Source organism: Bacillus cereus group sp. Bc031, assembly GCF_027716265.1.
Lineage (GTDB): Bacteria > Bacillota > Bacilli > Bacillales > Bacillaceae_G > Bacillus_A > Bacillus_A paranthracis.
Map to the genome: position 1 here is coordinate 1 of NZ_JAQFUL010000021.1, position 24865 is coordinate 24865.

Consider the following 24865-nt stretch of genomic DNA (forward strand, 5'->3'; position numbering starts at 1 on the left):
TGTCTCCGTCTGGTTGTTTGTCTCCGTCTGGTTGTTTGTCTCCGTCTGGTTGTTTGTCTCCGTCTGGTTGTTTGTCTCCGTCTGGTTGTTTGTCTTCACTTTTAATAGCTTCCAATTTGTCTTGTTCAAATACAAGTTGTACGTCATGCGTTTGTTTATAATTTCTTGATGCCATCTCAATAAATACTTTTGTATTAAGTTTTTTCGATAAATCAGCTACTTCAAACTCTACTACTCTTGTATCTTTTTCTTTATCTTCACTCACTACTTTTGCATCAACAAATGCACCATCTTTTTCCGTTTGGAAATTTTTAATTAATGAGCTACTTTTTAACGTTACAACCGCTTTTTTCTTACCATTTTCTACTTTCAATACTCCTGGATTTTCCATGTAACTATTCATTTTAGATTCTTCATCTGTTTGATCTTTTAACACTTTGAAAGGAATGCTGTACGCACCATCTTCAATTGTGTTAGAATTTGGTTGTTGATCTGGGTCAGGCTTTTGGTCGGGCTTCTGACCTGGATCCGTAGTTTCATTTGGATCTGGCTTATTAGCTGGGTCCTCTTTTTCATCTGGTTTTTCTACATGAATTGGTGTAATGCTATTTTGATCAAATGCAATACGAACATCATATTCATGATGATAGTTCAGAAAATCAATATCTACTTTTACTTTCGCTTTTAATATCTTCTCTACATCTTCCACATCGAATTCTACTACTCTTGTATCTTTTTCTTTATCTTCACTAATTACATTTGTCTCAACAAGTTGACCTGCTTTGTCTGTTTCAAATTTCGTAATCCATGAACTATTTTTTAATGTAAAGGACACTTTCTTTTTCCCATCCTTCACTTTTAAAGTTCCTGGACTTACAGAGTATTCATTCATCATGGATACTTCATCCGATGCGTCTTTAAGAACTTTAAAACCGATTGAGTATTCACCGTCAGCTAATTGAGTAGCTGCTTGAACTGCAAGTGGTTGTAGTGTTGATACGAATGTAAATATCATTAAAAACATAGCAACAACAATCTTAAGATACCTGTTCAATGAAATAACGCTCCTTTTTATTTATTTATTTATTTATTAAACTTCACGTTACGAATTAAGAAAACACCTGAAATAAGAATTAACACCGCAAATAATCCGATACGTGCTTCATCGCCTGTTTTAGGATTATCTGTTTTTTCAGCTTTACCATTTTCATTTTTTGTATCTTTATTTGTCTCTTTGTTCGCTTCTTTTGTTGTTTCTTTATTCTCTACTTTTGCTTTCTCTTCTTTAACTTGTGTACCTGTTTTCGTTTGATCATTGTTTTTTGTTGTAGCAGCCGCGCCGTTATCTCCACCTACAGCTTTTACATTTGCATCAAAAGCAAAACGAATTATGTAGTGGTGGTCATAGTTTGCACTTGGTACGACAACATGAATTTTTACTCCTAATGGTTTTGATAAATCATCAATTTTAAATTCAACCGTTCTTTTATCAGCAGCCTCGTCCTTGCTAACTACTTTTGCATCAACAAAATTCCCGTTTTCAGGTGCTTTAAATTCTGTAATCCAAGCACTATGATTCATCGGGATTTGCACTCTCATCTCACCATTTTTCACAATTAGCTTAGCTGGTTTTTCAAAATAATCATTTGCCATTGAAGCTGAATCATTTTCTGCTTTTTGAATGACATAGTTAATGTCATACGTACCGTCAGCTAGTTGTGCTGAAACTTTCCCATATGGCATGATAAGAAAAGCTAGCATACATACGAACGTTATAATAAAAGCGGGTAATACAGAAATCTTTCTCATTTGGCTTACTTCCTCCTTGTTTATCTTTCATCCATACTCTTTGAAAATGATAATTATTCTCATTATATTAGAAAAAAATAATAATCTTCTATCCTTATTTAATTGTAATTTGTTTATGTAATACAGATATTATTGATTATCATTCTCAATTCATGTTAAAAATAATATCCCTCTCTATTCTTTATAAAGAGCGATTCTTATTTTAACATAAGTCTCTATTTATTTTGTTGATTATCATTCTCAATGAATCTCAAAAAAAATAAAACTATCCATCTTCCTACTTGATCACCTCTATCTACAAAAATAATATTGTTATAGAAAACCTTATACCTTTCACTCCTCACTTTCCTTCCAATATTTCCACAACTAAGTCAATCTTAGCCTACTCATAATTTTTTTGTCAACTATATTACGTATAAAACTTTAAATATCTGAATTTCCTTATATGTGGCTTTTTCTACAAAAAAAAGAGGCTTTCTTTCATAGAAAGCCTCTTTTCTCTATTTTTCTACAGCAACTTCTTGCTTTTGAAACAATGAAATGACATATCCAATTACAATACCTACTAGAGCAGGAACGAACCAACCAATCCCAACACTATATAATGGAATTTTATTTAAAATTGGTGTTAATGCTGCAATCTCAAGATTTGCATTGTGTAATCCATCAAAGAAGCTAATCATGAATGCTCCTACAATACCACCTACATACATGACTAAAGGAAGACGAATATAGTTTTCAACCAGTGATAATATAATTAGCACGATACCAATTGGGTAAATTGCGATTAAGATTGGTAATGCTAATGCATTTAACTGAGTTAAACCAAGATTCGCTACCATAAATGCTAATACACAGAAAATGAAAACAACTTTTTGATAAGAAAGCTTCGGTAATAAAGAAGAGAAATATTCTCCGCAAGCTGCGACAATCCCTACTGAAGTTGTTAAACATGCTGCTGAAATTGCGATTCCTAATAATAAAGTTCCGTAACTACCGAATAAATGATTTACAACGTTTGTTAAAATAATTCCGCCGTTTGCCCCCATTCCAAGAGAGACACTAGAAGCTCCGAGATAAGCAAGCGCTAAGTAAACGAGTAGTAAACCAAGTGCTGCAATAAATCCTGCAAAAATTGTTACTTTTGCAATGCTATTTTTATTTGTAATACCTTTTTCTTTTAACGCATGAATAACAACATTTCCGAATACAAGTGCTGCAAGTCCATCTAAAGTTAAATATCCGTCAATAAAACCTTTAAATAGCGGAGCACTATATGCTTCTGTCGGTGCACCAAATTCACCCATTGGTGTAATAAGTGCTTTACCTACAATAATTGCAATAACAGCTAATAAAATCGGAGTTAATACTTTACCGATGCGACCCACTAATTTTGATGGGTTTAAAGCTAAATAGAAAGTGAGAGCAAAGAAAATAAATGTAAAGATAACAAGTGGATACGATTGACCAGCTATTTCACTTGGTAAAAATGGTGCAACACTCATTTCATAAGCAACCGTTCCTGTACGCGGCACACTTACGAATACGCCTAAACATAAATAAATTGCAGTAATAAAAACTAGTGCGAATATAGGGTGTACACGCCCTGCTAGCTCATTAATATCTCCCTTTAAAGCTATAACGATAACTCCTAATAAAGGCAATCCAACGCCTGTTACGACAAAACCAAATAGCGCGATCCATACATCTGTTCCAGCGCCTTGTCCTAATGCTGGTGGAAAAATCATATTACCCGCACCGAAAAATAGTGCAAATAACATTAAACTTATTGCAAACATCTCAGAAAACTTTAAAGATGATTTCATTTCTACTAACCTCCTACATAATTATAAATTAACAAAATATTCTGAATTAAAATCCGTCATATATCCTCTTTCAAGCATACTTCCCCGTAAAAGAACGCAAAAAACACCCGTCCCTAACAAAGGGACGAGTGTTGAAATCGTGGTTCCACCCTTATTCTAATAAAATGAATTTATAGCGAAATAAGCTCATTTTATAGCTCGTGTAAATTGATAACGGTTTTATCCGCCAAGAATTACAATGCATCATGTATGCAGTTCACTCTTGAAGTTTAGAGGTGGTAAGCTTGTCTTTTCGTATTAGGAAGCTCACAGCCTAAGGCTTCCCTCTCTGAGAATCGTAAAAAACAACTCATGTCCTCATCATTACTTTTATAAAATATCTTGTCGAAACTTGTTGTTTTTTATTATATGGGCTATTTTTTAAAAAATCAATAGTTTTATTTTTTCTGACAAAAAAATATAGGGAGAAAATTCCCCCTCCCTATAACTGCCCTATTAAAATTTCTAACTCTTCAGCTGTAACGCTCCGCCACTTTCCAACTTCAAGCTCATTTAGCTCTATATTCATAATGCGTACTCGCTTTAACTTTGTTACAGTAAACCCGAAAGCTCGACTCATTCTACGAATTTGTCTGTTCATTCCTTGCGTTAAAACGATGCGAAATGTAGACTGATCCACTCTCGTCACTTTACATGGCTTCGTCATTCTATCTTTGATCTTTACACCGCTGGACATCTCATCAATAAACCAGTCCGTAAAAGGTTTATCGACTGTGACAACATATTCCTTCTCGTGCTCATGATCACCATGTAAAATTTGATTCGCAATCGCACCGTCATTCGTTAATAAAATAAGGCCTTCTGACGCTTTATCTAATCGCCCAACTGGAAAGATTCGCTCTGGGTAATTGATATAATCAATAATATTATCTTCAATATGATCAGCTGCTGTACAAGTAATGCCAACTGGCTTATGAAAGGCGATATACACCTTTTCTTTCTCTTCTTTTGCAAGAACCTGTCCATCAATCGTTACTACATCACCATCGCCTACGAGTGCACCGTGCGTACATATTTCGCCGTTAATAGCCACGCGTCCAGCTTTAATAAGGCGATCTGTTTCACGTCTGGAGCATGATTTTGCTTCGCTTATGTATTGGTTGATTTTCATAGCTTATTCCTTTTCATATATATTAAAAGCGTCAATCTATGGCAATATCATTATGCCACGATTGACGCTCGTTTACTTCGCAAAAACAACTAAATAAATAACCCCAATCACCAAAAATATTCCGCAACAAGCTAACAATACTTTTGCAAGTTTGTCCATAAACATATAATGGTTTCCCCTTTGTTTCGTTGTTTTCTATTTTAATTCGACAACTGTTACGCCTAGGCCTCCCTCGCCCATGTCACCGTAACGGAATGTTTTCACACCACGATGCTTCTTCAAGTAATCTTGAACACCTTGGCGAAGTGCTCCTGTTCCTTTACCGTGAATGATTGATACACGAGGATAGCTTGCAAGCTGGGCATCGTCTAAATATTTCTCGACGCGCGCCATTGCATTTTCAAATCGTTCACCACGAAGGTCAAGTTCTAATGAAACGTGATAATCTCTACCTTTTACTGTTGCAACTGCTTTTTTCTCTGTTTGTTTCGGTGTATTAATGTATTCCATATTAGATTCTTTTACTTTCATCTTCAGAATACCAATTTGTACGCTCCACTCTGTATCGCTTACTTTTTCAAGCAATTGACCTTTTTGACCGAACGTTAATACTTTTACTTCATCACCTGCGCGTAACTGTTGTTTCGGCGCAGTATTTTTCACGTTTACTTTTTGTTTCTTCACAAGCTCTGGTGCTGCGCCTTCTAGACGGCTCTTCGCTTCAATTAACTCGTGATCTTTCACGTTTGCAAGCTGTGCTTTACGCAATTGACGAAGTTCTTGAATAATGCCTTCTGCTTCTTTCTTTGCAGCTTCGACTTTTTCTTCCCCTTCTTTTTGCGCTTTTAATAATCGTTCATCACGCTCTTCGTTAAATTCAATAATTTGACGTTGTAATTCACGATGCAGTTTTTCAGATTGCTTACGAAGTGCTTCTGCTTCGTTCCAGTCACGCTCTGCATTCTTTTGACTTTCTTCTAACTTCGCAATCATATTTTCAATTTTGTTTGTATCTGTACTAATGTGATTGCGTGCTTGCTCAATGACGCGATCAGATAATCCAAGGCGTTTCGAAATTTCAAAGGCATTACTACGTCCTGGTACACCGATTAATAATTTATACGTTGGACTTAATGTATTTACATCAAACTCAACGCTCGCATTGATAACTTGCTCACGATTATATCCGTATGCTTTTAATTCTGGGTAATGCGTCGTAGCAACAACGCGAGCACCGCGATTACATACTTCATCTAAAATTGAAATGGCAAGTGCAGCCCCTTCTTGCGGGTCTGTTCCAGCACCTAATTCATCGAATAAAACTAAGCTTTCAAAATCAGCTTTTTCTAAAATATCAACAATGTTCACCATATGTGAGGAGAACGTACTTAAACTTTGTTCAATCGATTGCTCATCACCGATATCAGCAAATATATTTTTAAATACACAAATCTCTGACTCATCCATTACTGGAATGTGAAGACCAGATTGCGCCATTAATACACAAATACCGACTGTTTTCAGCGTAACTGTTTTACCACCTGTATTCGGTCCTGTAATAACAATTGTCGTGAAATCTTTACCTAACATAATGTTATTTGGCACGATAATTTCTGGATCAATGAGCGGATGGCGTGCTTGTCTTAAATCCATGTAACGCTCGTTATTTACGATTGGTTTCGTTGCTTTAATACGCTTCGCATAGAAAGCTTTCGCAAAAATGAAATCAAGATTCGCAACTACTTCTACGTTAGATAAAACGATATCGGCTTCTACTGCCACTTCTTCTGTTAACATTAATAAGATGCGTTCGATTTCTTGTTTTTCTTTCACACGTGCTTCTTGGAGCGCGTTATTTAATTCTACAATGACTTGCGGTTCAATAAATAACGTTTGTCCCGAAGCTGATTGATCATGAACAATACCGCCATATACGCCGCGGTATTCTTGTTTTACTGGGATTACGTAACGTTCGTTACGAATCGTTACAATCGAGTCAGACAGCATCTTTTGCGCGTTTGAAGAACGCGTCATGTTTTCTAACTTTTCACGAATACGGCTTTCCGCAGTACGAATTTGAGTACGAATACCACGCAGTTTATCACTTGCGCTATCGACTACTTCACCGCCATCACCGATGCAATTTGTAATTTTCTTTTCTAAATCATATAAAGATACAATTTGAGCGACGTGAGTTTCTAAAATCGGAAGCTCGACACCGTTATCAACCATATCTTCAATGAAACGTTTCATATTACGACTACCATACATCGTATTCGCAATATCAAGTAATTCATTTGGACTTAACATACTTCCAATTTTTGCACGCTTCACATTAGAGCGAATATCCGTAATACCACCTAATGGTGCACTACCTTTTAAACGAATAACTTTCGCTGCTTCATCCGTTGTATCTTGCATTTCTACAATTTCTTCAAAATCAGTGCTCGGCACTAAATGCTTCACTTTGTCACGACCAAGTGAAGAGGCTGTATGTTCAAGTAATTGTTCTTTTACCTTATTGTATTCTAATACACGCAACGTTCTTTCTAACATGTTGCTGGTCCCCCTTGTGTTACTTATTACGTTTAATATAGTCTAATAAACGTTCAATATCCCACGTGTTAATCACGTTATCTTTTTGAATCCACCCTTTACGAGCTGCCGCTACACCTGTTTCCATATCTTCTAACATTTCAAGTGTATGAGCATCCGTATTAATCGCTACTTTTACACCAGCATCTTGTGCTTGTTTTAATAATTTTGCGCTTAAATCTAGACGGTTTGGATTCGCATTTAATTCTAAAACTGTATTTGTTTCTTTTGCGAGCTCAATTAATAAATCTGTATCTACATCATAACCCTCACGGCGTCCAAGAAGACGTCCTGTCGGATGAGCAATCATTGTGACATGTTTATTCTCTAGCGCAGCACGAAGACGTTTCATAATCGTTTCACGGTCTTGTGAGAAGCTAGAGTGAATTGCTCCAATGACATAATCTAATTCAGCTAATACTTCATCATCAAAATCAAGCGAGGCATCCGGTAAAATATCCATTTCAATTCCACGTAAAATTGTAATGTCTGGATACTTTTCATTCATACGTTCAATTTCTTTCGCTTGTTCACGAAGGCGCTCTTTCGTTAAACCGTTCGCCACTTTCAAGTATTGTGAGTGATCCGTAATTGCCATAAACTTATATCCACGAGCACGGCACGCTTGTACCATCTCTTCAATTGAAAAGGCACCGTCACTCCATGTTGTATGCATATGTAAATCACCTTGTATGTCAGAGAACTGAATTAAGTTAGGATACTCTTTAATTAATTCAATTTCTTTTCCATCTTCACGCACTTCTGGCGGGATAAATGGAAGACCGAAATGAGCAAAGAATTCTTCTTCCGTCTCAAATGTTTTCACTTCACCTGTTTCCAAGTTCTCTACACCGTACTCACTAATTTTCTCGCCTTTATCTTTTGCGATTTGACGCATTTTTACGTTATGGTCTTTTGATCCTGTGAAATGGTGAAGAGTTGTAATAAACTCTTCTGGTTTTACTAAGCGAAAATCAATTGAAATATCATATTCATATTGAAGACGAACAGAAACTTTCGTATCCCCGCTCGCGATTACTTCAATCATATTATCAAATTGTAGTAAATGCTCACGTACTGCAGCTGGTTCTGTCGTTGCAATAATAAAGTCTAAATCTTTTACTGTTTCACGAACACGGCGCAAACTACCAGCGCGAGAGAAACGAATTACCTCAGCAATATTCGACAATTTCTCCTCTATTTCCCCGGCAATAGGCAATACCATCGCGATTGGTAAACGCTCTGGACGAGATCCTACTTGATCGATTGCTTCTAATATTTTCTCTTCTGTTTTTTTGCCGAAACCAGCTAAAGCTTGTACTTTATTTTCCTCACAAACCGCTTTTAGCGATTCCATATCAACAACACCAAGTTCTTTATATAACTTAGCTACCTTTTTACCACCTAGGCCTGGCAATTTTAATAACGGTAATAAGCTACTTGGCACTTCTTGTTCAAGCTCTTGTAATACTTCAGATGTTCCCGACTCTATATATTCTTGAATAACTGCTGCTGTTCCTTTTCCAATGCCCGGAATCTTCGTGAAATCTTCAATCTCAGAAAGACTACGATCATCACTTTCTAATGCTGCTGCCGCTTTACGAAATGCAGATATTTTAAATGGATTCGCGCCCTTTAGTTCCATAAAAAGCCCGATTGTCTCTAATAATTTGATAACTTGTTTTTTATTTACTTTCATCATTACCCCGCCTTTCTTTCATAGAAAAAAACTTCTCTTTCCGAAAAAAGAGAAGTTATACTCTGCTACCTGTCTGCCATAGTTCCTTCACCTTTTCAGAGAGAATCGGTGTATCGTCTACAATTATTTTGCTAATTGATGATTGTTGTAATGGTGTTTGTAATTGTTCAATCGGAAGAATGTTTCCAATGATAATTAAGACAAACAAAATAATATATACTTCTAAAAATCCGAGGAGTGCCCCCGCAAACGCATTTACTTGCTTTAAAACCGGTATTTCTGCAAACATATTTAACAAATTACCAAGTAATGAAAGTGCAATTTTTGTGATAATAAACAATATGATAAACGCAAGCGCTTGATAAAATACTGTCTCAATATTATTTGCATCAATCCATTCTGGAACAGATACATTTTTATCAAATGGATACGGAATAAATTTCGCAAGTGCTGGTGCTAAATCTTTACAGTACCAGTATGCAACAAGGTATGCGATAATAAAGCTTGTTAACTTTACAAGTTGCAGAATAAACCCTCTGCGTAAGCCGAGGAAAAATCCCATAACAAGCAGTAAAATGATAATAATATCAATCATGTTATTCCATTCCTTTTTTTGTCATACTTTCTTTCAATTTCTCATGTTCTTCTTTTAATTTTATGTAATCGTGTATGACGTTTACCGCCGTCAATACCGCTAGTCTACTCGTGTCAAGCGAAGGATTCTTGGCATTGAGTTCGCGCATTTTATCATCCACAATCGCTGCTACCATGCGGATATGACTTGTACTTTCATCGCCAACAACTGAATATTGCTGACCATAGATTTCTACATTAATTCGACTTTTCTTTCCCTTTTGTTGTGACAACTCACCGGCCTCCAATCACGTACAGAATCCTAAAGTTTATCATACCATGAACCTTCATAATATGGAAACAGAAAGAACAATCCGATATGATAAAAATAACAATATAAAAAAAGGGGTGACCATTATGTCAAATTCTATCGTAATTCAAACAAATTCTACAGTAATTGAAGACATGAAACAACAATATAAACATTCGCTTAGCCCGAAAACTCCACAAGGCGGAATCTTCATGGCAAAAGTGCCATCTTGCACAATCACAGCGTATAAATCTGGAAAAGTAATGTTCCAAGGTGGACGTGCTGAAGCAGAAGCTTCTCGTTGGCAAACTGTCTCTCAAACACCGAAAACAGCTGTAAAAAGATCTGTTGATTCACACCGTTATGCACCGCCTGCTTCCATCGGTACAATGTCGATCGTAGGGTCAGATGAAGTGGGGACTGGTGATTTCTTCGGACCGATGACAGTCGTTGCTGTATATGTGGATGCGAAGCAAATTCCACTACTAAAAGAACTTGGTGTAAAAGACTCTAAAAACTTAAATGACGAACAAATTACTGCCATTGCAAAACAACTTCTACACGTTGTTCCTTACAGCTCTCTCGTTCTTCATAACGAAAAATATAACGAGCTATTTGATAAAGGAAACAACCAAGGTAAACTAAAAGCTTTGCTACATAATAAAGCTATTACAAACTTATTAGCTAAAATGGCACCTATAAAACCTGAAGGCGTCTTAATCGACCAATTCACACAGCCTGATACATACTACAAATATTTAGCAAAACAAAAACAGGTACAACGTGAAAATGTTTACTTCGCAACGAAAGGCGAAAGCGTCCATTTAGCAGTAGCCGCCGCCTCCATTTTAGCTCGTTACTCATTCGTAAAACAATTTAACGAACTAAGCAAAAAAGCTGGTATGCCCCTTCCAAAAGGTGCAGGTAAACAAGTTGATATCGCCGCCGCTAAATTAATTCAAAAGCTTGGTAAAGAACGATTACCTGAGTTTGTGAAACTGCATTTTGCTAATACGGAAAAGGCGTTTCGCTTACTAAAATAGTATCGACAAAAACAGGAGCCTACAAACTCCTGTTTTTTGTTTCATCCTACTATTATCCTTATAGTTTTGTTATAATTATAATATACAGATTATTCTAACATAGGAGGGGATCCCTATTGCTACTTCTACAAATGATTCTAAATATTTTACTAGGTAATCCACACGAAAGACAGTTCGAAATTAGGGAAAACATTCATCTACTAAGCGAACAACGAGAGTTCAACGATTTAATAGAGCGCTATGGTCGATCTTTCTTATTAAACTTTCGGATTCGAAGATTTATCGGGAAACACGATGCCCGCTTGTTAATACATAATCCAGCAAAACTACAACACTTCTGTGAGGAACTTGAATGTATGATTAGAAAAAGGAGGTTTTTCATATGAACGCTATAAAAGTTAAAAAGGTATTATATGCTTTCGTACACATCGTAGGTCCTCTATCTTACCTCACTATTTCTACCATTTGGGGCGCTTTTTTCACTACTAAATCTACATTTGAAAATATATCTGATAATCTTGGCGTGATGCCCATCTATTACGTGTTCATGAGTTTACTGTGGTTTTTCTATTTCGATCGATTAGACAAAGATGTAGATAACATTACAAAAGAGATTCATGATAAAAAGATGTAACACATAAAAAGGAGAGTCGCCAAGACTCTCCTTTTTATGTTAGCTTTGTTTCTGCTTCTTATTAGATGAAGATACTTTATGAGAACCTGTTTCATGCGTCGTCGTTCCTTGTCCTTCTACTTCTGGAGAACCGAGGCCCGATCTTGAATGATCTTTTTTCACTTTTTTACTCATTTATATTCACCCCTTCGCGTTACTTTTTGCTACGAGGCAGTAAACTATACAAAATAAAAAGCGAGAGGAAATCCTCTCGCTTTTTTCATATTTTAGAATTCAGAAGAACCTGGAGTTCTTGGGAATGGAATTACGTCACGGATGTTAGCCATGCCAGTGATGTACATTAGGAAGCGCTCGAAACCTAGACCGAATCCAGCGTGTTTTGTACCGCCGTATTTTCTAAGTTCTAAGTACCACCAGTAGTCTTCTTCTTTCATGCCTAATTCTTTAATTCTGTCTACTAAAACGTCCATTCTTTCTTCACGTTGACTTCCGCCGATTAATTCACCGATGCCAGGAACTAGAAGGTCAGTAGCAGCTACTGTTTTACCGTCGTCATTTAAGCGCATGTAGAATGCTTTAATGTCTTTCGGATAGTCCGTTACGAATACAGGGCGTTTAAAGATTTCTTCTGATAAGTATCTTTCATGCTCTGTTTGTAAGTCAATACCCCATTCTACTGGGTATTTGAAGTCAGCACCTGATTCTTGAAGTACTTTAATTGCTTCTGTATAAGTGATGCGACCGAAGTCAGAGTTAATTACGTTGTTCATGCGCTCTAAAACTGTTTTATCAACGAAGCTGTTGAAGAATTCCATTTCTTCTGGTGCATGCTCTAATACGTATTTCATTGCATATTTCAGCATATCTTCTGTAAGGTTCATTACGTCACCTAGTTCAGCGAATGCAATCTCAGGCTCAACCATCCAGAACTCAGCAGCGTGGCGAGTTGTGTTTGAGTTTTCTGCACGGAATGTAGGTCCGAATGTGTATACATCACGGAATGCTAATGCATAAGCTTCAGCGTTCAGCTGTCCACTTACTGTTAAGTTTGTTTCTTTGCCGAAGAAGTCTTTTGATTCATCAACTTGTCCGTCTTCGCCTTTTGGTACGTTGTTTAAATCTTGCGTTGTTACACGGAACATTTCGCCCGCACCTTCTGTATCACTACCAGTAATGATTGGTGTGTGAACATGTACGAATCCACGCTCTTGGAAGAATTGGTGAATCGCAAATGCTGCGATAGAACGTACGCGGAACGTTGCAGAGAATGCATTTGTTCTTGGACGTAAGTGAGCAATTGTACGTAAGTATTCAAACGTATGACGTTTCTTTTGAAGTGGGTAATCAGAATCTGATAAGCCCTCAATATCAATTTTTTCTGCTTTAATTTCAAATGGTTGTTTCGCTCCAGGCGTTACAATTACTTTACCTTCTACTTTAACTGAAGAGCTAAGTGGAAGCTTTGCAATTTCTTTAAAGTTATCTAATTCTGTATCGAAAACGATTTGAACGCTTTTGAAGAAGCTACCGTCGTTTAATTCGATGAAGCCAAATGCTTTTGAATCACGTAAGTTACGAATCCACCCTGATACTTGTACTGTTTGACCTGCGTATTTATCTGTATCTCTATACAGACTTTTTACTAATGTGTTTTCCATAGTGAAATTCTCCTTTGCTGATATATTTAAATACAAAAAAACCTTTCATCCATAAAGGGACGAAAGGTTAAACTTCGCGGTACCACCCAATTTGTCATAAAGACCAACTTTAACTCGTATGTAATACATACTTCCCGGTTTGTAACAGGCCGGATTCCCGTCTAAGTCTACTCTTGAATACAAGATTCAATTTCGGTTAGCAACTCCAAGGTGTTCTTCACATATACCGCCTCATCAGGCTCTCACCGTCCCTGACTCGCTTTGGATTATAGTATATACTACTTTTCCTTATCATCGTCTTTCATTTTGTTAAACTAAAATTAATGTACTACATTCGAGAGAAAGATGCAAGATGTCGGAAAATATATTAGCGATTTTTGTAATATATCGATCGTAACTCCAAATATATCAGCGATTTTTATAATATATCGATCGTAACTCCAAATATATCGGCGATTTTTGTAATATATCGACCGTAACTCCAAATATATCGGCGATTTTTGTAATATATCGACTTACCGACATTTTCCGACAACCAATCCACTAAAAAAATTGCCGGAATAGATCCGGCAATTTCTTATTATTTACGTAACTCCGCACCAAATTTCTCTTCTACCGCTGTTAACACGCGGTTATGTGCTTCTGTTACTTCTTCGTCTGTTAACGTACGCTCTGCATCGAAGTAGTTCATAGAGAATGCAAGTGATTTCTTGCCTTCTTCCATTTTTTCACCTTCGTATAAGTCAAATAGTGTTACGTCTTTCAGAAGTTCTCCACCAGCTTCAGCAATAACTTGCTTCATTTCGCCAGCTTTTGTTTCTTTCGTTACGACAACAGCCATGTCACGTGTCATAGATGGGAAACGTGGAATTGCTGAGTAGTAAGTTTCTTCAGCGTCTGCACCGAATACTTTTACAAGAGATAGTTCGAATACGAATGTATTTTTCACATCTAATTGTTTTTCTGCTTCTGGGTGCAATTGACCGATGAAACCAATTACTTCGCCTTCTAATACGATGTCAGCTGTACGACCTGGGTGCATACCTTCACGTTTTGCTGGTGCATATGTGATTTGGTTTGAAACGCCAAGTACGTCAAATAGACCTTCTAGTACACCTTTCACAACGAAGAAGTCTACTACTTTTTTCTCACCTTGCCATGCATGGTGAAGAGCAAGACCTGTCATAACACCCGCAAGATGTTGTTCTTCTTTCGGAAGTTCTCCTTCTTCTGTCGGTAAGAAGATAGAACCTACTTCGTATAAAGCAACGCTATCGTTTTTACGAGCGACATTGTATGAAACTGCTTCTAACAATTGTGGCACTAAGCTTAAACGAAGTTGGCTGCGTTCTTCACTCATTGGAAGTGCAAGAGCTACAGGCGCTTTTTCGTTTGGCTCCACCATATATTGTTTCGCTTTGTCAGCGCTTGTTAATGAATACGTAATTGCTTCATATAAACCAGCACCTTCTAAGAAGCGACGTACTTTACGACGTTTCGTTTGCGCTGCTGTTAATTTACCACGAGTCATTGTTCCAGAAGGTAATGTAACTGGAATGTGGTCATAACCGTATAGACGGCCCACTTCTTCTACTAAGTCTTCTGAAATTGTAATATCAGGACGACGTGCTGGTACATTCACGTGGAATGTTCCTTCTACTTCTGTGAATGGGAATTTCAAGTTTGTGAATATTGTACCCATTTCACTCGCAGAAATATTTGTGCCTAATACTCGGTTTACTTTTTCAGCAGTAACAGATACTGTACGCTCTTGTACTTGTAAGTTGTCAGCTTCTACGACACCTTCAAGTGCTTCACCGCCAGCGTATTTCGCCATTAACGCAGCTGCGTGTTGAATTGCTTCAAATGTACGTGTTGGATCGATTCCTTTTTCGAAACGTGCACTTGATTCACTGCGAAGACCTAAGTCTTTTGATGTACGACGTACTGTTTGACCTGCAAAGTATGCAGACTCAATTAGAACGTTTACTGTCTCATTTGTAACTTCTGAATCCGCTCCGCCCATTACACCAGCAACAGCTAACGCTTTTGTGCCGTTTGTAATAACAAGGTGGTGGCTTTGTAACGTACGTTCTTGATCATCTAACGTTTCAATTTTTTCGCCTTCTTTTGCAAGACGAACAACGATTTCTTTTGAACCTAATTTATCGTAATCGAATGCATGTAACGGTTGACCGTATTCCATTAGAATGTAGTTTGTAATATCAACTACGTTGCTAATTGGACGAATGCCAGCTGCCATAAGGCGAGTTTGCATCCACATTGGTGATGGACCAATTTTTACGTTCTTCACCATTTTTGCAATGTATAATGGATTTTCTTCTTTCGCTTCTACACTTACAGAAATGTAATCGGCAGTTTTTTCTGCTGTTTCTTGTAAGTCGATAGCTGGAAGTTTTACTTCACGGCCGTAAATAGCAGCTACTTCATATGCAACACCTAACATGTTTAAGCAATCTGCACGGTTCGGTGTTAAACCAAGCTCAAGTACTTCATCATGTAAGTTTAAAATTTCAAGTGCATCTGCACCAACTTCAGCGTCACTTGGGAAGATGAAGATACCATCTGCATATTCTTTTGAAACTAACTTTCCATCAATGCCAAGCTCTTGAAGAGCACAAACCATACCGTGAGAAGCTTCACCACGTAGTTTTGCTTTTTTGATTTTGAAATTACCAGGAAGTACAGCGCCAACTTTTGCAACTGGTACTTTTAAACCTTTTGCAATGTTAGCAGCACCACAAATAATTTGAACTGGTTCTTCTTCACCGATATCGATTAAACATTTGCTTAACTTATCAGCTTCTGGGTGTTTTTCACATTCTAATACGTGACCAACTACAACACCTTTTACACCTTTATTTAATACTTCAACGCCTTCTACTTCAATACCACTTTTCGTGATTTTGTCTGCTAGTTCTTGTGCTGTTACATCTTTAATATCTACATACTCTTGTAACCAACGATATGATACGAACATACTTATCCTCTCCTTCCCTTACGCTCGTTTGAATTGTTGTAAGAAACGTACATCATTTGTATAGAAATGACGAATGTCATCTACGCCGTATTTCAACATTGCGATACGCTCTGCGCCCATACCGAATGCGAAACCTTGATATTCTTTTGAATCATAACCAGCCATTTCAAGTACATTCGGGTGAACCATACCTGCACCTAAAATTTCAATCCAACCAGTTCCTTTACAAGTGCCGCAACCTTTGCCATGACACATCATACAAGAAATATCCATCTCTACAGATGGCTCTGTGAATGGGAAGAAACTTGGACGAAGACGGATTTCACGATCTTCACCGAACATCTTTTTCACGAATACTTGCAGTGTACCTTTTAAGTCACTCATACGAATATTTTTATCAATTACAAGACCTTCAATTTGCATGAACTGGTGTGAATGCGTCGCATCATCGTCATCACGGCGATACACTTTACCAGGACAAATAATTTTAATTGGGCCTTTTTCTTTATTATTTTCCATCGTACGTGCTTGCACAGAAGATGTATGTGTACGTAGTAACGTTTCTTCTGTAATGTAGAATGTATCTTGCATATCACGCGCTGGGTGATCTTTCGGTAAGTTTAATGCTTCGAAGTTGTAGTAGTCTTTTTCTACTTCTGTTCCTTCCGCTACTTCATAACCCATACCGATGAATACATCTTCAATTTGTTCAACAACAGCTGTTAACGGATGGTGACAACCTGTTTCAACAGGACGACCTGGCAATGTAACATCAATTGTTTCAGTTGCTAATTTCGCTTCAATTACTGCTTTTTCTAAGTTGCTGATTTTGTCGTCTAGACGCGTTTGAATCGCTTCACGTACTTCATTTACTAATGCTCCCATACGTGGACGCTCTTCTGCTGATAATTTTCCCATGCCGCGTAATACTTCTGTAATTGGACCTTTTTTTCCTAAATACGCTACGCGTACGTCGTTTAAGCCTTTTAGCTCTTTCGCTTCTTCAATAAGCTCTAACGCTTTTTGCTTTAGCTCTTTTAAACGTGCTTCCATTTGGAACCCTCCTAATTTTAAAAATAAAAAAACCTCGCTCCCAAAAAGGGACGAGGTAAATTCGCGGTACCACCCTAAATTGACAGAACATGTCTGCCCACTCATTAGTTATAACGATCAATTCTGACCGGAACGCCTTTACATATACATGGTCCTGGCGTCAACTCCAGAGGTGAATTCACTTCCGTCTACCATAAGAATGCTTTCAGTCTACGGCATTCTCTCCCTATATGGCGATTTTGTAAGCTACTCTTCTCTATCAACGTTTTTCGTTATTTAACTTTTAATATAATGTACTTCAACTTATTATAAGAAGTTTTTTATTTGTTCGCAACCGGGCTTTGCAAATAATACGTTAAAATCCCTGCTGCAACTGCAACATTTAATGATTCTGCCCCGCCGTAAATCGGAATATACAAGTTTCGATCCGTTTTTGCAAGAATTTCTTGGCGTACGCCGTTTCCTTCATTTCCTACAATTAATGCAAAGCTACCAGCTGGTGTTACTTCCCCGTACGGAACTCCATTTTCAAGAGCTGTTCCATATACAGGAACGTTATTTTCTTTTAGCTTGTCTACCCATTCTTCTAAGTTCCCTTTTACAATTGGTAAGTGAAAAATAGAACCTTGTGTAGAACGGAGTACTTTACTATTATAAACATCAACACAACCTTCTCCAAGCACAACGGCATGAATACCAGCTGCATCAGCTGTACGAATAATTGTCCCTAAGTTACCTGGGTCTTGCAGGCCATCTAATAAAAGAAACTTCCCATCAGCAAGAGCTACTTCCTTCTCATGCTTTTCACAAACAGCAAATACACCTTGCGTCGTTTCTGTTTCACGAAGTACTTTTACGATTGCTTCCGGTACGATATACATTTCTACATCATTAACTGTCCAATCTTTCGGAAGGTCTGTCTGATCTGAAACGATAAGTTCTGTTACAACTCCTGCTTTTAAAGCTTCCTCCACTAAATGGAATCCTTCTACAAAAAATAAACCTTTTTTATCGCGCTCTTTCTTCGTTTGCAGCTTTTTCCACTGCTTCACACGCGGATTTTGTACTGAATCAATGTTTTTCATAATATGTATTTCCCTCTCTTCTTGTCTTATCATTATAGCCTATTTTTCATACATATTTACATAAAAAAGAACAAAAACTAACGTCAGTTTCAATTCTGAAGAAGAGGTGAAAACAATGAGTTTTAATTTACGCGGTGCTGTATTAGCAAATGTATCTGGTAATACACAAGATCAATTACAAGAAACAATTGTCGATGCAATTCAAAGCGGTGAAGAGAAAATGCTTCCAGGTCTTGGTGTCTTATTTGAAGTCATTTGGAAAAACGCTGATGAAAATGAAAAGCATGAAATGTTAGAAACACTAGAGCAAGGATTAAAAAAATAAGCAATTTAAAAATCACCTTTGCATAAGCTAAGGTGATTTTTTGTGGGAAAATTTTTTCTTCTCCTAAACATTTCTACTTTACTAACGAACTATGATGGAGTACAATGTTCAAAATACATTTAAACCGATCGATTTTCTTTATAGACACCATTAGATAAAGTGAAACTTTAATTAGTGGGGAGCGGTGTTCATCCCCACTAATTATTAGTTGAACCAATCGGGCTTTTACGGGCAGTTGATTCCCCACCTAACTTCCTCGTATTCGCCGAATTTTGAAGTAGGAATCTTACTGCCCGTTAAAGCGGGATAAAAGGAGTGAATGTTTTATGAACCGTATTACGCTTGAACAAATTTTTAAACACCACATTACACAAAAATACGTAAATCGTTCTGGGATGGTCCACGCGATCGCTGTCGCTTACCATGCGTTTCACTTAGCTAAAAAGCATCACGCCTCAGTCGATGCTGCGACAAAAGCTGGTTTCCTTCATGATATCGGACATCATACGTGGTACACAGGCGGCGAATGGGACTATGATTTATATAAAAAGAATGATATACACGCAATTAAAGGAGCAGAAAGAGCTCATAAATTGCTTATTAGATTAGGAGAGCATCCTAAACTAGCAAAAGAAATTTCTATCGCCATTCTTCTTCATACAGATTCTTTCTTAGTACAGCAAGAAATCGAAAGATCATCTCTGCAAAACATTATTAAATGGGCAGACGAAGCAGATGAAGAACCGGGCGGGGCGCATCATTATCGAACAATTTCTTATGAAAAAGCACTAAAAGCAATTCAACAGTTAGACCGATTGGTAGAACGTGAATTACAAATAGAGCAATCAAAATCCAACAACAAAGCAGAACATAGTTACCAATAAGAAAGAGGCATCACTATAGGGTGATACCTCTTTTATTATTTTATGGAAAATACACCTTTATATGTAATATTTAAATGTTACATTCAAAAAACAAATACTTTATAATTAAATATACAAATATAAAGAGGTGATTTTACAAATGCAACCCGCTACACAACTTTCTAATGAACAGAAATACTCTATGTCATGGTTACAATTTATTAGCTCCGTTTTATTCGCTTTTTTCGGAACCGGACTTATTACTGTGTTCCTCGCAATGCCATTAACAATTTATACAGCTGGTCTCACAAATAAAAAACAAATTGCACTGTACGAATCTATTGCCAATACCGCAAGTACCGTATTACAACTAGCCGTACTGTTATTCTTCATTTTTAAATTCGAACCCGCAAAAAAATTACTACTAAAATCTTTTAACTTTAAAGCACTGAAAGAATGGCGCACATACGTATATTTACTTCTTTTCTTCGTTATAAACATCGTACTCAATTACATACTGTTAAATTATGTGTTCCAAAATGCAACGAAGCAGCAATCTTCCGCACTAAGCTTAGACGTCTTTAAGCAATATCAAATATTATTGCTTCTCAGCTTCGCCATACTCACACCCATTTTTGAAGAACTTATTTTCCGTGGTTTTATACTTCGCTTCTTCTCAGAACGCTTTCCATTTTGGATCGCAGCCATCGTAACAAGTTTCTTCTTCGGTATCGCTCATACATACTCACTTGGGGTTATGGTAATTACTTTCTTCATGGGATTATTAATGGCTATTTTATGTAAAAAAACAAAATCCATTATTCCAGCTATGTTATTTCATATTATGAATAATATGTTGGCGTTCTTGAGTTAAAAAGAGGTATCATCGCGATACCTCTTTTATTAATTCGTATGACCACTACTCATTTCTATCAAATTATACATATTTATTAATAATATCCAAAATAAACCTCATGTAGTAAAATATAACTGATTACACAGAAGGAGATTACATATGTTGAGCTTACTTTGGGTTATTTATATGCCACTTCTTGTTTTATGCGGATTTTTTGGTGGTATTTTTTTAATTGTTACTAGCGTGAAACACCGTAAATTATTTGTCGGTTTAATGGGGCTACTTAGCTTTTCCTTTGTCACACTACCTTTTGTTTTTTGGGGCATGGGAATGGAGGGCAATACAATCCTTCCTATTTCAACTACTTTATATTGGATACTGTTTTCTTTAACTGGATTATTAGCTGGAGTAAGTGGATTACAAGCAAAAATTAAAAGTATCCGTAATATGGGATTCATTATTTTTATCGCTGGTATATTAGGGGTTATCTTCTGGTTACTCATGACTGTGGGTGATTCATACTATATATAATATTTTTTGAAACTCACAAATCGGAGGTAGTACAGAAGTGTTCGGAATATTAACTTGGATGATTTTAGCTCTTACTTTGATGTTATGCCAATTCATCGTCGGTATTTTTTTAATTATTGGTGGCATGAAACATCGGAAATCACTTACCACTATAGCTGGTTTCATTAGCATATTCCTTATCGTTGTTCCTATCATTTGTATAGGTTCTGGAATAGATTTAGAGGGGATGGTTCCAATTTCGGGAACTTTATATTGGTGCTTCTTCTCTTTAGCTGGACTATTAGCTATTATAAGCGGAAGACAAATATCGAGTATTCGTTCTATGGGGACGATTTTGTTTATAGCAGGGCTTTGCTCCGTAACTGGTTATCATCTTTTATATGTAACTGCATAAAAAGCACAAAAAAGCAGGGAAATTAATTCCCTGCTTTTCTATTTGGTTTATTGCCTGATGGTAAGAAGAACGATAACACCCAAGCAATCCCTGCGAGTATCGTTGCAATTAAGAAGGCATCGTTAATACCGTTAATTGCAGATAACTTTGAAATTTGTCCGAATAATAGTTGCGTGCTCATCGCATCTCCTGCTTGTGCTGATCCAGCAATCGCTGCTAAGCTTTGCCCCATGCCGTGTACTTTATCAACTAAAATTGGGTTTGACGTTGTTAACATATTTCCATAATCTGCTACGTGGGCAGTTGTTTGTTGCGTCATAAGTGTAATTAAAATCGCTGTTCCGATTGAACCCGCTACTTGTCTTGACGTATTTTGCGTTGCCGTACCGTGAGAAATTAATTTCATCGGCAGTGCATTCATACCAGCTGTCATAATCGGCATCATAATGAATGACATACCAATCGAACGTATAATATAATCCGTCATAATAACGCTATACGGTGTATCCATCGATAATTTTGTAAATTCATATGTCGCATACGTCGTAATTGCCAATCCAATTATCGCTAATGGACGAATGCCATATTTATCGAATAATTTACCCGCTACTGGTCCCATGATCCCCATAATTAATGATCCTGGAAGAAGTAGTAAACCAGATTCAATTGGCGTAAAGCCACGAATGTTTTGCAGATATACAGGAAGTAATAACATACCTCCGAATAATGCCATCGTAACGATTGCGTTAATTACTAAAGTGAAAGTAAATACTGGATATTTAAATACTTGTAAATCAAGCATTTTATTGTCCGTTGTTAACTCTCTCCAAATAAATAACGCTAAACCAATTACACCGATAATAAGTGAAATAACAACTTCTGCACTAGTCCAACTATTATTTCCAGCTTCACTAAATCCGTACAATAAGCTTCCTAGTCCAATACTTGAACTAACAACACCGAATATATCTAATTTTGTTTTAGACACTGGCTGAGCTAGTGTAAAGAATTTTAAAGATAGGAACGTAATAATTAAACCGATAATAAACATCGCATAGAACATTAAGTTCCAGCTGTAATTTTCAATTACCCAACCTGTTACAGTTGGTCCGATAGCTGGTGCTAAAATCATTGCTACACCTAGTAATCCCATTGCAGCTCCGCGCTTATGAGGCGGGAATAATGTCATGAAGATATTCATACCAACCGGCATTAAAATACCCGCACCAACCGCTTGAATAACGCGGCCCGTCATCATCATTGTAAAGTTTCCTGAAGTAGCACAAATGATAGATCCTACCGTAAAGAATAACATTGCTGCTACGAATAATTTACGATACGTAAATCGTGAAACTAAAAAGGCACTAATCGGTACTAAAATACCATTTACAAGCATGAAGCCTGTAATTAACCATTGTGCTGTTGAAGTTGATACGTTAAATTCATTCATTAACGGAGGCAATGCAACGTTAATGATTGTTTGGTTTAAAATAGAAACGAACATGCCGAGAATTAATACAGCTACCACTGCTTTTACGTTCACATTCTCTACAGGCATAGACATTTGTTTTTTCGGCACTTCTTTTTCTTGTTTTACTTCTTCTTGCTTTCCTGTTTCCAACTCAACTACATTAGAAATTTCCGGTTCTTGCTTTCGTTCAATGTCTTTCTCTTCTGTTTCAACTTTACTTACTTCTATTTTACTTACGGCTGGGACTTGTTCTTCTCCCATTTTCGTTTTTTTCTTTCGTAAAAGACGATTTACAAGGAAGAAGACGATTATACAAAATAGTGCATATCCTGCAATTACAATTGAGGACATCTCATCTCCCCCTTACTTATGAATACGAACTGTCACATTCATGCCAGGAACAATATTTACTGATTTGCTATGATCTAAAGAAATTTTAACTGGTACTACTTGTGTTACTTTCGTATAGTTCGCTGTTGCGTTGCTTGATGGTAACATAGAGAATGTGTTCGCTGTTGTTAAGCCAACTTGTTCTACTTTTCCTGTTAACGTTGTATCTGGGTATGCATCTACATACACATCTACATCTTGACCTTTTTGAACATCATCAACATCTGTTTCTTCAATATTTGCTGTTACCCATAAATTGTTCATATCAAATGCATAAGCGATTGGGCTACCTGCTCCAACGAAAGCATTTGTTGTTGCGTTTGATTGTACAACTGTTGCATTTTGTGGAATTGTTACATCTACTGTTTGTTCTCCATTCGCTGCCGCTACAGTGACAGCACCTAATTTATCATTCTCGTTGTAGTTCTTACCTACTTCAGCTTTCCAGTCAGTTAATTTCCCTGCTACTGGTGATGCAATCGGAATTACCTTTCCATCAATTTTTGCATTGTCTGTTTTTAAGTAATTTTCCGCTTGATTGTAATAGTAATAACCGCCAATACCGCCACCAACTAGTACAATTAATGTGATAATGTTGATAATCACCATTCTTCGAAACTGATTCATTGCATTCCTCTCCTTATATCGCATATAATTTTTTTCTAGACTATTTACGTCCTTATTGTTTAGATTGTCTAATTGTTAATTATATTAACTTTTAAACAAAAAAATCACACCATCTGCGGTGTAAATCGAAATTTATCTACCTGCAAGCGGTGCTGATTTCTGAAGGACTATCGTTTATAATTATAAATAATTATTTCAAATCTACAACCGACAATTTACGTATGAAATGTCGCTTAAACAACAATATAATACCAATATGTTGTTTAAATACAGAAAATTAAACGAGGGGAAATAAAAATGTCTATTAAAAATACAAATGATCCACGTGTAAAACGGACGAGACAACTCATACAGGATGCTTTTGTCGCTTTAGTAGGCGAAAAAGGGTTTGAAAATGTAACTGTTCAACATATTGCAGAACGTGCTCCTGTAAATCGCGCTACGTTTTATAGCCATTACCACGATAAATATGACTTACTAGACAAAAGCATTGAAGAAATGTTAGAGAAGCTAACAGAAGTTATTAAACCGAAAAATAGAAATAAAGAAGATTTTCAACTTACATTTGATTCACCACATCCAAATTTCTTGTCTTTATTTGAACATATCGCAGAAAATGCGAACTTCTATAACGTCATGCTTGGTGATAAAGCTGCCGGAAACTTTACGTATAAAATGATGAAAGCCATTCAAACACATTTAACATTAAGCCTCTCTATTGCACAGCCTAACGATGAAAAACTAATGGTTCCACGTGACATTCTCCTTAGTTATGTTACTGGTGCCCATCTCGGCATGATTATGTCATGGCTAAAAAAAGGGATGATATATACCCCGCATTTTATGGCCATGCAATTAACTCGTTTAATCATTTTAGGGGCTCATACTGCCGCAGGATTAGAACGACCTTTTTAAAACACAAAAAAGCGAAGGAGAGGCTCCTTCGCTTTT

The 24865-nt window shown here is 36.8% G+C and carries 24 protein-coding genes and 3 other annotated features; of the genes, 9 read left to right on the forward strand and 15 right to left on the reverse strand.

All coding sequences use genetic code 11. The features are described from left to right. The 8 genes from PDQ33_RS10665 to zapA all read right to left on the reverse strand — a co-directional run. A partial coding sequence (locus PDQ33_RS10665) for an NEAT domain-containing protein (RefSeq protein WP_270692566.1) occupies positions 1-1024 on the reverse strand: 1024 nt, incomplete at its 3' end. Between the two features lie 59 nt (positions 1025-1083). Continuing rightward, positions 1084-1809 (reverse strand): heme uptake protein IsdC, encoded by a 726-nt coding sequence (gene isdC / locus PDQ33_RS10670; RefSeq protein WP_270392838.1) that lies wholly within the window; start codon positions 1807-1809, stop codon positions 1084-1086. A 500-nt stretch (positions 1810-2309) separates the two neighbouring features. After that, the gene (brnQ6, locus tag PDQ33_RS10675; RefSeq protein ID WP_061132074.1) at positions 2310-3635 is read right to left on the reverse strand and encodes a branched-chain amino acid transport system II carrier protein BrnQ6; all 1326 of its coding nucleotides are present in this window, start codon (positions 3633-3635) and stop codon (positions 2310-2312) included. A gap of 117 nt (positions 3636-3752) precedes the next feature. After that, positions 3753-4008: a binding site (T-box leader), on the reverse strand. A 108-nt stretch (positions 4009-4116) separates the two neighbouring features. Then, positions 4117-4806 carry a 23S rRNA pseudouridine(2604) synthase RluF gene (locus PDQ33_RS10680; RefSeq protein ID WP_270755651.1) on the reverse strand — a complete coding sequence of 230 codons (690 nt, stop codon included), beginning with the start codon at positions 4804-4806 and terminating at the stop codon, positions 4117-4119. Positions 4807-5001: 195 nt separating this feature from the next. Next, the gene (locus PDQ33_RS10685) at positions 5002-7362 is read right to left on the reverse strand and encodes an endonuclease MutS2 (RefSeq protein ID WP_000893729.1); all 2361 of its coding nucleotides are present in this window, start codon (positions 7360-7362) and stop codon (positions 5002-5004) included. Positions 7363-7381: 19 nt separating this feature from the next. After that, positions 7382-9100 carry a DNA polymerase/3'-5' exonuclease PolX gene (gene polX / locus PDQ33_RS10690; protein ID WP_000867555.1) on the reverse strand — a complete coding sequence of 573 codons (1719 nt, stop codon included), beginning with the start codon at positions 9098-9100 and terminating at the stop codon, positions 7382-7384. A 55-nt stretch (positions 9101-9155) separates the two neighbouring features. Then, complete coding sequence (locus PDQ33_RS10695) at positions 9156-9695, reverse strand: CvpA family protein (protein WP_000565413.1); 540 nt, start codon at positions 9693-9695, stop codon at positions 9156-9158. 1 nt (position 9696) lies between these two features. Beyond that, on the reverse strand, positions 9697-9966 hold the full coding sequence (gene zapA / locus PDQ33_RS10700; protein ID WP_000082701.1) for a cell division protein ZapA: 270 nt from the start codon (positions 9964-9966) through the stop codon (positions 9697-9699). Positions 9967-10090: 124 nt separating this feature from the next. Between zapA and rnhC the strand changes: the two genes are divergently transcribed. From rnhC to PDQ33_RS10715, 3 genes are all read left to right on the forward strand, one after another. Continuing rightward, on the forward strand, positions 10091-11026 hold the full coding sequence (gene rnhC / locus PDQ33_RS10705) for a ribonuclease HIII (protein ID WP_000071600.1): 936 nt from the start codon (positions 10091-10093) through the stop codon (positions 11024-11026). A 116-nt stretch (positions 11027-11142) separates the two neighbouring features. Continuing rightward, on the forward strand, positions 11143-11412 hold the full coding sequence (locus tag PDQ33_RS10710; RefSeq protein ID WP_046198149.1) for a hypothetical protein: 270 nt from the start codon (positions 11143-11145) through the stop codon (positions 11410-11412). Beyond that, positions 11409-11660, forward strand: coding sequence for a hypothetical protein (locus tag PDQ33_RS10715; protein WP_270755646.1), 252 nt, complete (start codon positions 11409-11411; stop codon positions 11658-11660). The genes PDQ33_RS10710 and PDQ33_RS10715 overlap by 4 nt, the downstream gene beginning before the upstream one ends. A 39-nt stretch (positions 11661-11699) precedes the next feature. On the opposite strand, the gene PDQ33_RS10720 is transcribed toward PDQ33_RS10715, so the two are convergent. The 5 genes from PDQ33_RS10720 to PDQ33_RS10740 all read right to left on the reverse strand — a co-directional run bounded on the left by PDQ33_RS10720 (position 11700) and on the right by PDQ33_RS10740 (position 18490). After that, entirely contained in the window at positions 11700-11834 is a 135-nt protein-coding gene (locus tag PDQ33_RS10720; protein WP_000039589.1) for a YuzL family protein, read from the reverse strand. A 92-nt stretch (positions 11835-11926) separates the two neighbouring features. After that, positions 11927-13318, reverse strand: a complete 1392-nt coding sequence (asnS, locus tag PDQ33_RS10725; protein WP_000432166.1) for an asparagine--tRNA ligase — start codon at positions 13316-13318, stop codon at positions 11927-11929. A gap of 52 nt (positions 13319-13370) precedes the next feature. Continuing rightward, positions 13371-13622, reverse strand: a binding site (T-box leader). 276 nt (positions 13623-13898) lie between these two features. Beyond that, positions 13899-16319: a phenylalanine--tRNA ligase subunit beta gene (gene pheT, locus PDQ33_RS10730; protein ID WP_000498166.1), complete on the reverse strand. Its 2421-nt coding sequence runs from the start codon at positions 16317-16319 to the stop codon at positions 13899-13901. Positions 16320-16337: 18 nt separating this feature from the next. Then, entirely contained in the window at positions 16338-17372 is a 1035-nt protein-coding gene (gene pheS / locus PDQ33_RS10735; RefSeq protein ID WP_000388219.1) for a phenylalanine--tRNA ligase subunit alpha, read from the reverse strand. Positions 17373-17415: 43 nt separating this feature from the next. After that, positions 17416-17644, reverse strand: a binding site (T-box leader). Positions 17645-17692: 48 nt separating this feature from the next. Next, a complete protein-coding gene (locus tag PDQ33_RS10740; protein ID WP_001993769.1) occupies positions 17693-18490 on the reverse strand; it encodes a TrmH family RNA methyltransferase in 798 nt (265 codons plus the stop codon). An 82-nt stretch (positions 18491-18572) separates the two neighbouring features. Between PDQ33_RS10740 and sspI the strand changes: the two genes are divergently transcribed. The 5 genes from sspI (at position 18573) to PDQ33_RS10765 (ending at position 21426) form a co-directional block, all read left to right on the forward strand. Continuing rightward, the gene (sspI, locus tag PDQ33_RS10745) at positions 18573-18782 is read left to right on the forward strand and encodes a small acid-soluble spore protein SspI (protein WP_000009513.1); all 210 of its coding nucleotides are present in this window, start codon (positions 18573-18575) and stop codon (positions 18780-18782) included. Positions 18783-19108: 326 nt separating this feature from the next. Beyond that, positions 19109-19666 carry an HD domain-containing protein gene (locus tag PDQ33_RS10750; RefSeq protein WP_270755642.1) on the forward strand — a complete coding sequence of 186 codons (558 nt, stop codon included), beginning with the start codon at positions 19109-19111 and terminating at the stop codon, positions 19664-19666. 139 nt (positions 19667-19805) lie between these two features. After that, complete coding sequence (locus tag PDQ33_RS10755; protein ID WP_001182127.1) at positions 19806-20519, forward strand: CPBP family intramembrane glutamic endopeptidase; 714 nt, start codon at positions 19806-19808, stop codon at positions 20517-20519. A 141-nt stretch (positions 20520-20660) separates the two neighbouring features. Next, positions 20661-21032 carry a hypothetical protein gene (locus PDQ33_RS10760; protein ID WP_000950045.1) on the forward strand — a complete coding sequence of 124 codons (372 nt, stop codon included), beginning with the start codon at positions 20661-20663 and terminating at the stop codon, positions 21030-21032. Between the two features lie 37 nt (positions 21033-21069). After that, entirely contained in the window at positions 21070-21426 is a 357-nt protein-coding gene (locus PDQ33_RS10765; protein ID WP_000467061.1) for a hypothetical protein, read from the forward strand. A 22-nt stretch (positions 21427-21448) separates the two neighbouring features. On the opposite strand, the gene PDQ33_RS10770 is transcribed toward PDQ33_RS10765, so the two are convergent. Both PDQ33_RS10770 and PDQ33_RS10775 read right to left on the reverse strand, forming a co-directional pair. Next, positions 21449-23248, reverse strand: a complete 1800-nt coding sequence (locus PDQ33_RS10770; RefSeq protein WP_000095286.1) for a DHA2 family efflux MFS transporter permease subunit — start codon at positions 23246-23248, stop codon at positions 21449-21451. 12 nt (positions 23249-23260) lie between these two features. Then, entirely contained in the window at positions 23261-23914 is a 654-nt protein-coding gene (locus tag PDQ33_RS10775) for an HlyD family secretion protein (RefSeq protein ID WP_001071404.1), read from the reverse strand. Positions 23915-24211: 297 nt separating this feature from the next. On the opposite strand from PDQ33_RS10775, the gene PDQ33_RS10780 reads away from it, so the two are divergent. Continuing rightward, positions 24212-24829, forward strand: coding sequence for a TetR/AcrR family transcriptional regulator (locus PDQ33_RS10780; protein WP_000023670.1), 618 nt, complete (start codon positions 24212-24214; stop codon positions 24827-24829). The last annotated feature ends 36 nt before the right edge of the window (positions 24830-24865 follow it).

What these genes read in the sequence shown, in the direction of transcription:
- isdC (WP_270392838.1), bottom strand. Translation starts at nt 1,809, where the DNA reads ATGAGAAAGATTTCTGTATTACCCGCTTTTATTATAACGTTCGTATGT.
- brnQ6 (WP_061132074.1), bottom strand. Translation starts at nt 3,635, where the DNA reads ATGAAATCATCTTTAAAGTTTTCTGAGATGTTTGCAATAAGTTTAATG.
- PDQ33_RS10680 (WP_270755651.1), bottom strand. Translation starts at nt 4,806, where the DNA reads ATGAAAATCAACCAATACATAAGCGAAGCAAAATCATGCTCCAGACGT.
- PDQ33_RS10685 (WP_000893729.1), bottom strand. Translation starts at nt 7,362, where the DNA reads ATGTTAGAAAGAACGTTGCGTGTATTAGAATACAATAAGGTAAAAGAA.
- polX (WP_000867555.1), bottom strand. Translation starts at nt 9,100, where the DNA reads ATGAAAGTAAATAAAAAACAAGTTATCAAATTATTAGAGACAATCGGG.
- PDQ33_RS10695 (WP_000565413.1), bottom strand. Translation starts at nt 9,695, where the DNA reads ATGATTGATATTATTATCATTTTACTGCTTGTTATGGGATTTTTCCTC.
- rnhC (WP_000071600.1), top strand. Translation starts at nt 10,091, where the DNA reads ATGTCAAATTCTATCGTAATTCAAACAAATTCTACAGTAATTGAAGAC.
- PDQ33_RS10715 (WP_270755646.1), top strand. Translation starts at nt 11,409, where the DNA reads ATGAACGCTATAAAAGTTAAAAAGGTATTATATGCTTTCGTACACATC.
- PDQ33_RS10720 (WP_000039589.1), bottom strand. Translation starts at nt 11,834, where the DNA reads ATGAGTAAAAAAGTGAAAAAAGATCATTCAAGATCGGGCCTCGGTTCT.
- asnS (WP_000432166.1), bottom strand. Translation starts at nt 13,318, where the DNA reads ATGGAAAACACATTAGTAAAAAGTCTGTATAGAGATACAGATAAATAC.
- pheT (WP_000498166.1), bottom strand. Translation starts at nt 16,319, where the DNA reads ATGTTCGTATCATATCGTTGGTTACAAGAGTATGTAGATATTAAAGAT.
- pheS (WP_000388219.1), bottom strand. Translation starts at nt 17,372, where the DNA reads ATGGAAGCACGTTTAAAAGAGCTAAAGCAAAAAGCGTTAGAGCTTATT.
- PDQ33_RS10740 (WP_001993769.1), bottom strand. Translation starts at nt 18,490, where the DNA reads ATGATAAGACAAGAAGAGAGGGAAATACATATTATGAAAAACATTGAT.
- sspI (WP_000009513.1), top strand. Translation starts at nt 18,573, where the DNA reads ATGAGTTTTAATTTACGCGGTGCTGTATTAGCAAATGTATCTGGTAAT.
- PDQ33_RS10750 (WP_270755642.1), top strand. Translation starts at nt 19,109, where the DNA reads ATGAACCGTATTACGCTTGAACAAATTTTTAAACACCACATTACACAA.
- PDQ33_RS10755 (WP_001182127.1), top strand. Translation starts at nt 19,806, where the DNA reads ATGCAACCCGCTACACAACTTTCTAATGAACAGAAATACTCTATGTCA.
- PDQ33_RS10760 (WP_000950045.1), top strand. Translation starts at nt 20,661, where the DNA reads ATGTTGAGCTTACTTTGGGTTATTTATATGCCACTTCTTGTTTTATGC.
- PDQ33_RS10770 (WP_000095286.1), bottom strand. Translation starts at nt 23,248, where the DNA reads ATGTCCTCAATTGTAATTGCAGGATATGCACTATTTTGTATAATCGTC.
- PDQ33_RS10775 (WP_001071404.1), bottom strand. Translation starts at nt 23,914, where the DNA reads ATGAATCAGTTTCGAAGAATGGTGATTATCAACATTATCACATTAATT.
- PDQ33_RS10780 (WP_000023670.1), top strand. Translation starts at nt 24,212, where the DNA reads ATGTCTATTAAAAATACAAATGATCCACGTGTAAAACGGACGAGACAA.